The 6,103-nt window shown below is 71.3% G+C and carries 5 protein-coding genes and 1 pseudogene; 4 read left to right on the plus strand and 2 right to left on the minus strand.

Annotation, left to right across the window (positions count from 1 at the left end):
* Positions 1-466 precede the first annotated feature (466 nt).
* Positions 467-1,471, minus strand: coding sequence for a dTDP-glucose 4,6-dehydratase (rfbB, locus tag FMEAI12_RS32395; protein ID WP_071065323.1), 1,005 nt, complete (start codon positions 1,469-1,471; stop codon positions 467-469).
* A gap of 151 nt (positions 1,472-1,622) precedes the next feature.
* Between rfbB and FMEAI12_RS32400 the strand changes: the two genes are divergently transcribed.
* The 3 genes from FMEAI12_RS32400 to FMEAI12_RS32410 all read left to right on the plus strand — a co-directional run bounded on the left by FMEAI12_RS32400 (position 1,623) and on the right by FMEAI12_RS32410 (position 5,069).
* Positions 1,623-3,218, plus strand: coding sequence for a circularly permuted type 2 ATP-grasp protein (locus FMEAI12_RS32400; RefSeq protein WP_112108985.1), 1,596 nt, complete (start codon positions 1,623-1,625; stop codon positions 3,216-3,218).
* The gene (locus FMEAI12_RS32405; protein WP_112108986.1) at positions 3,212-4,156 is read left to right on the plus strand and encodes an alpha-E domain-containing protein; all 945 of its coding nucleotides are present in this window, start codon (positions 3,212-3,214) and stop codon (positions 4,154-4,156) included. Before FMEAI12_RS32400 ends, FMEAI12_RS32405 begins: the two co-directional genes overlap by 7 nt.
* A 67-nt stretch (positions 4,157-4,223) precedes the next feature.
* Positions 4,224-5,069: a transglutaminase family protein gene (locus FMEAI12_RS32410; protein ID WP_071065326.1), complete on the plus strand. Its 846-nt coding sequence runs from the start codon at positions 4,224-4,226 to the stop codon at positions 5,067-5,069.
* A gap of 40 nt (positions 5,070-5,109) precedes the next feature.
* Here the strand turns inward: FMEAI12_RS32410 and FMEAI12_RS32415 are convergent, their stop codons facing one another.
* A complete protein-coding gene (locus tag FMEAI12_RS32415) occupies positions 5,110-5,673 on the minus strand; it encodes a YceI family protein (protein WP_041253962.1) in 564 nt (187 codons plus the stop codon).
* Between the two features lie 198 nt (positions 5,674-5,871).
* Between FMEAI12_RS32415 and FMEAI12_RS32420 the strand changes: the two are divergent.
* A pseudogene (locus FMEAI12_RS32420) lies at positions 5,872-6,103 on the plus strand (ComEA family DNA-binding protein); the annotation flags it as partial.

Below are 6,103 nucleotides of genomic sequence, written 5' to 3' on the forward strand. Positions count from 1 at the left end.
GAGCATGCCATGGACGGTCGGGATGAAAAACGCGGGGGAAACCACGCGGACAAAGGTACCGGACCTTGTGCCTAAAGCGAGATGCCACCGCGCCAGTCGCCTACCCTACGATCATGGTGTTCCGCGGAACCACCGAGCACCACGGAGCCACGGAGCCGCGGAGGAGCCGCGGAGCACTGTGGCACCCGGGCCGTCTTCAGCGAGGCGGACAGGCCCAGCTCGACCCGGCCCAGGCCAGTTCACGCCACATCGTCGGACACCGAGCCGGTGCCGGCCAGCACCCGCGGCGCGCGCTGTTCTCTGTGCCAGGCGATCACGACAGCCGGACCGCCAGTCCGTGACGTAACGCACCCAGAGGTCGACGACCGTGTCCGGGGTGAGCTCGCCGATCGCGGCCGGCAGTGCCTTCCCGGCCCGCTCCATTGATCTGAGGTAGACCGCCGTGGTGCGGATCGGCTCGGGAGGGTCAGCTCTGCCAGGCGGTCTCCGAAACGGGGGAGCGGCCGAGCAGGGGACGCCACCACGCCTCGTTGTCCCGGTACCACCCGATGGTGGCCTTCATCCCGTCCGCGAAGCTGATCCGCGGCTCCCAGCCGAGCGTCGTGCGCAGCTTGCCGGAGTCCAGCAGGTAGCGGCGGTCGTGGGAGGGACGGTCCGGCACGATCGTCTTCAGCGAGGCGGGCAGGCCCAGCTCGCCGAGGATGAGGTCGGCGATGGTCTCGATGTCGGCCTCGATGCCGGAGCCGACGTGATAGGTCTCACCGACAGCGCCGCGCTCGAGCACCGCCTCGATGGCCCGGCAGTGGTCCACCACGTGCAGCCATTCCCTCCGGTTCTTCGTGGAGGCGTAGAGCGGCAGCGACTGGCCCTGCAGCGCCCGCGTCACGAACAGCGGGATGACCTTCTCCGGGAACTGGAACGGACCGTAGTTGTTCGAGCAGTTGGTGATGGTCACCGGCAGGCCGTAGGTGTACCCGTAGGAGCGGACGGCGTGGTCCGAGCCGGCCTTGGCGGCGTTGTACGGGGTCCGGGGCAGGTAGGGGGAGTCCTCGGTGAAGGCGCCGGGGTCGTCGAGGTCCATGTCGCCGTAGACCTCGCAGGTGGAGATCTGGTGGAAGCGCGCGACCCCGACGGTCCGCGCCGCCTCCAGCAGGGTCTGCGTGCCCATGACGTTGGTGGAGAAGAACTCGCCGGGACGGATGATCGCCAGGCTGTTGTGGGACTCGGCGGCGAAGTTGACCACGACGTCCACACGGTGCTCGCGCAGCGTGGACTCGATGAGCTCACGGTCACGGATGTCGCCGTGGACGAACGTGATCCCGTCCTCGAGGTCGGCGAGGTTCTCCCGGCAGCCCGCGTAGGTCAGCGCGTCGAGCGCGACCATGCGGTCGCCGGGGTGCGTCCCCAGCCAGTACCTGACGAAGTTGGACCCGATGAAACCGGCGGCCCCGGTCACCAGCAGAGTGGTCATCGTTCGCCTTTCGGTGCGTCGTTCGGTGCGTCGTTCGGTGCGTCGTCGCATCGGTCGCGCCTACATACTTCCCCATGCCTGCGCGGACCGGGGGCAGGGGCGCGGTCACGACGACATTCGCAGGTAACACGGAGCACCTACGCTCCTCCGCGTGGCGGACCTTTTCGAGGGGTATCCGGTGGAGGTCGCGGCAGCGGCCGCCTGGGACGAGGTCTTCGACGCGGCGCATCGCCCCCGGGAGGTGTACACCGCCCTGCACGACGCGCTGCAGCCGCTGAGCAGCTCCGACCTCGCGGCCCGCAAGATCGCGCTCGACCGTGCCTTCCGGGACGCCGGCATCACCTTCAACCTGTTCGGCGAGGAGCGGCCGTTTCCGCTGGACCTGGTGCCCAGGCTGCTCTCCTGCGACGAGTGGGACGTCATCGAGCGGGGCGTGACCCAGCGGGTGCGCGCGCTCGAGGCGTTTCTCGACGACGTCTACGGGCGCGCCGACGTCCTCGCGGACGGCATCGTGCCCCGCCGGCTGGTGCTGTCCAGCTCGCACTTCCACCGTGCGGCGCACGGCATCGACCCGCCGAACGGCGTCCGCGCGCATGTCAGCGGCATCGACCTGGTGCGGGACGAGCGCGGCGACTTCCGGGTGCTCGAGGACAACGTCCGCGTCCCGTCCGGGGTCAGCTACGTCATCGAGAACCGGCGCGCGATGACCCGGGTGTTCCCGGAGCTGTTCTCCACCCACCGGGTGCGCCCGGTCGCCGACTACGCCACCCACCTGCTGCACGCGCTGCGCGCGGCAGCGCCACCGGAGGTCGCCGACCCGACCGTCGTGGTGCTCACCCCGGGCGTGTACAACTCCGCCTACTTCGAGCATGCCCTGCTGGCCCGCCAGATGGGTGTGGAGCTGGTCGAGGGCCGGGATCTCTCCGTCCGGAACAACCGGGTCACGATGCGCACCACCGAGGGTGACCAGCCGGTGCACGTTGTCTACCGCCGGGTCGACGACGACTGGCTCGACCCGCTGCACTTCCGTCCCGAGTCGATGGTCGGCTGCGCGGGGCTGCTCAACGCGGCCCGGGCCGGGAACGTGACGATCGCGAACGCGGTCGGCAACGGGGTCGCCGACGACAAGCTGATGTACACCTACGTCCCGGACCTCATCCGTTACTACCTCGGCGAGGAGCCGGCGCTCGGCAACGTCGACACCTTCCGGCTGGAGGACCCGGACCAGCGCGCCCATGTGCTGGACAACCTCGAGTCCCTGGTGGTCAAGCCGGTGGACGGCTCCGGCGGCAAGGGGATCGTGATCGGCCCGCAGGCGACCGAGGCCGAGCTGGTCGCGCTGCGCGCGCGGGTGCTCGCCGACCCGCGCGGGTGGATCGCACAGCGGGTGGTGAAGCTGTCGACCTCCCCGACTCTGGCCGATGACCGCCTCGGGCCGCGCCACGTCGACCTGCGGCCGTTCGCGGTGAACGACGGGAACCGGATCTGGGTGCTGCCCGGCGGGCTGACCCGGGTCGCGCTGCCCCGCGGCAGCCTGGTCGTGAACTCCAGCCAGGGCGGCGGTTCGAAGGACACCTGGGTACTCGCCCCCGAGCGGGTCGCGCCGGAGGAGGCCGCGCTCCTGCGCCGGCGGTCCGGCCTGACGCCGGCGGTCGCCGCCGGGCCCGACCTCGGCCCGCACTCGTCCGACGAGCAGCAGCAACAGCAGTCCGAGCAGCAGAACCAGCAGGGGGACGGGCTGTGTTGAGCCGCATCGCGGAGTCGCTGTTCTGGATCGGCCGCTACGCGGAGCGGGCCGAGTGCACTGCGCGCATCCTGGACGTCCACGTCCATCGGGTGCTCGAGGACCCGTGGCTGGACGAGACGTCGGCCGGGGCCGAGCTGCTCGCCGTGATGGGCGTCGCCGACCGGTCCGGCCCCGCCGACTCCCGGCACGTCACCGAGGTGCTCGCCTACGGGGCCGCGAACGCCTCCAGCATCCGCGGGTCGCTCTCCGCGGCGCGGGAGAACGCCCGCGGTGCCCGTGTCGTGGTCTCCAGTGACGTGTGGGAGTGCCTGAACGCGACCTGGAACGACCTGCCGCACACCGAGGAGCTCGCCCGCCGGATGGGCCCGCACGTGTACTTCCGTTACGTGCGGGAACGCACGGCGATGCTGGCCGGACTGGTCGACGCCACCCTCGCGCGCGACGACGGCTGGCGCTTCCTGGTGCTCGGGCGCAGCCTGGAGCGGGTCGACATGACCGCCCGGCTGCTGTCGTCGAGCATCAGCGACGACCCGAGCTCGCAGAGCTGGGTCAGCCTGCTGCGTTCGTGCGGCGCGCACGAGGCCTACCTGCGCACCTACCGGCGGGCGGTGGACGCGGCCCGGGTCGCGGAGTTCCTGCTGCTGGACCGGCTCTTCCCGCGGTCGATCTACTGGTCGCTGGCGCTCGCGGAGCAGATCCTCGCCGAGCTGGACACCAGCCGCGGCCTGGTCCGGGCGACCGTGGACGACGCCGCCCGGCGCACCGTCGGTCGGGCCCGCACCGAGCTGGAGTTCCGCAGCATCGACGAGCTCGTCGCCGAGATGCCCGACCTGCTGGCCGCCCTGCAACGGACCTGCTCGGCGGTCAGCGCGGCCGTCACCACCCGGTACTTCGCCCGGGACAGCCCGCGCACCTGGGCGAGCGAGGTGCCCGCCTGACGGCGGGCGGGGAACAACAACGGGCGACGGCTGCGCGCGGCGCCGCACACGAGGGAGACAGGCGACGATGAGCTGGCAGATCCGGATCGAGCACTCGACGGGCTACCGGTACGCCAGCCCGGTGATCTCCTCGTACAACGAGGCCCGGATCATCCCCCAGACCGGGGACCGGCAACTCACACTCGAGGCCACCGTCCGCACCGAGCCGTCCTCGTCCACCTACCGCTACTGGGACTACTGGGGGACCCAGGTCACCGCGTTCGACCTGCACACCCCGCACACCGAGCTGATCGTCACCGGGCGCTCGGTCGTGCAGACAGCGCCCGCGCCGGCGCGGCCCACGGACGTCCCCGGCTGGGACGGCCTCACCGATGACCACGTCTCGGACCGGTTCGTCGAGTTCGTCCGGCCCACCGTCTCGACGCCGGAGCACCCGGAGCTGCTGGCCGCCGCCCGCGAGCTCGCCGCCGCCAACACCCCCGCGGACTTCCTGCCCGCGGTCGGTGACTGGGTGCGGGAGAAGCTGCGCTACCAGCCTGGCACGACCGAGGTGCGCACCTCGGCCGTCGAGGCGTGGCAGCAGGGGGTGGGCGTGTGCCAGGATTTCGCCCACCTGGCGCTCGTCCTGATGCGGGCCGCCGGCATGCCGGCCCGCTACGTGTCGGGCTACCAGCACCCGTCGGCGGACGCCGCGGTGGGCGAGACCGTCAGCGGGCAGAGCCATGCCTGGGTCGAGGGCTGGCTGGGTGAGTGGTGGGGCTTCGACCCGACCAACGGCGTGCCCGCGGGCGAGCAGCACGTAGTGGTCGCCCGCGGGCGGGACTACAACGACGTCCCACCGATGTTCGGCGTGTACTCCGGTGGTGCCTCGACGTCCCTGGGCGTGACCGTCTCGGTGACCCGCCTGGGCTGAGCGCCCCTGGCGAGCCGGGCGGTCGGGAGGACCTGGGCGGTCAGGAGGACTTGATGGCCGAGACGTCCAGCTCGATCTTGACCTTGTCGCTGATGAGCACGCCGCCCGTCTCGAGAACGGCGTTGTACGTGAGGCCGAAGTCCTTGCGGCTGATGCTCGTGGTGCCGGTGAAGCCCGCCCGGACGTTGCCGAACGGGTCCTTGGAGCTGCCCTCGAAGGTGATCGCGAGCTCGACCGGCCGGGTCACCCCGCGGATCGTGAGGTCGCCGGCGAGGACGTAACTGTCCTCGTCCTTGCCGAGCTTCGCGCCGGTGCTGACGAAGGTGATGGTCGGGAACTGCGCGACGTCGAGCAGGTCGGGCGACTTCACGTGCCCGTCGCGGTCGGCGACGCCGGTGTCGAAGCTGGCGGTGTCGATGGTCACCGACGCGGTGGACGCCGTCGGGTTCGCGCCGTCGAGCTCCAGGGTGCCCTGCACGGAGGTGAACTGCCCGCGGACCGTCGTGACCATCGCGTGGCGTGCGGCGAAGCCGATCCGGGTGTGCGCGGGGTCGAGGGTCCAGGTGCCGGTGAGGTCGGCCAGGACGGGAGCGGGAGCGGTCATCGTGTTCTCCTCGGAGTGTGTGAGCTGAGACCGGGGCTGCTGGGTGGTGCCGTCGTGCACGTTACTTGCGTGCGCAACCAACGTGGACGGCGGGTCATTCCATCTCCCTGCGCCCCGCGTGCCTGTGGATGAGAACCGGTCGTCCACATCCGCTCCGCATCGGCTCGGACGAACCCTCCCAGCTCCTACCTTGCGTGCATGACTCGAAGCTCCTCGCATCTGTCCCGGGGTGATGACCGGGGTGACGACTGGCCGCTGGCCGGCCTGGACGGCGGCGACCCGGATGGCTGGGACCAGGACAGCTGGGACCAGGACGGCGGGGCCTGGGACGGCGGGGCCTGGGGCGACGACGGGGAACGGGACGCGGGTCGGGCGGACACTCGCGGCTCGCGGGTGCGGCGGGCCGTCGCCGCTCGCCTCCCGCCGACGC

The sequence above is a fragment of the Parafrankia sp. Ea1.12 genome, from assembly GCF_900465275.1.
GTDB classification, from domain to species: Bacteria; Actinomycetota; Actinomycetes; order Frankiales; family Frankiaceae; genus Parafrankia; species Parafrankia soli.

Excerpts from the sequence above, each read along its gene's own strand:
- rfbB (WP_071065323.1), bottom strand. The coding sequence starts at position 1,471 with ATGACCACTCTGCTGGTGACCGGGGCCGCCGGTTTCATCGGGTCCAAC.
- FMEAI12_RS32410 (WP_071065326.1), top strand. The coding sequence starts at position 4,224 with ATGAGCTGGCAGATCCGGATCGAGCACTCGACGGGCTACCGGTACGCC.
- FMEAI12_RS32415 (WP_041253962.1), bottom strand. The coding sequence starts at position 5,673 with ATGACCGCTCCCGCTCCCGTCCTGGCCGACCTCACCGGCACCTGGACC.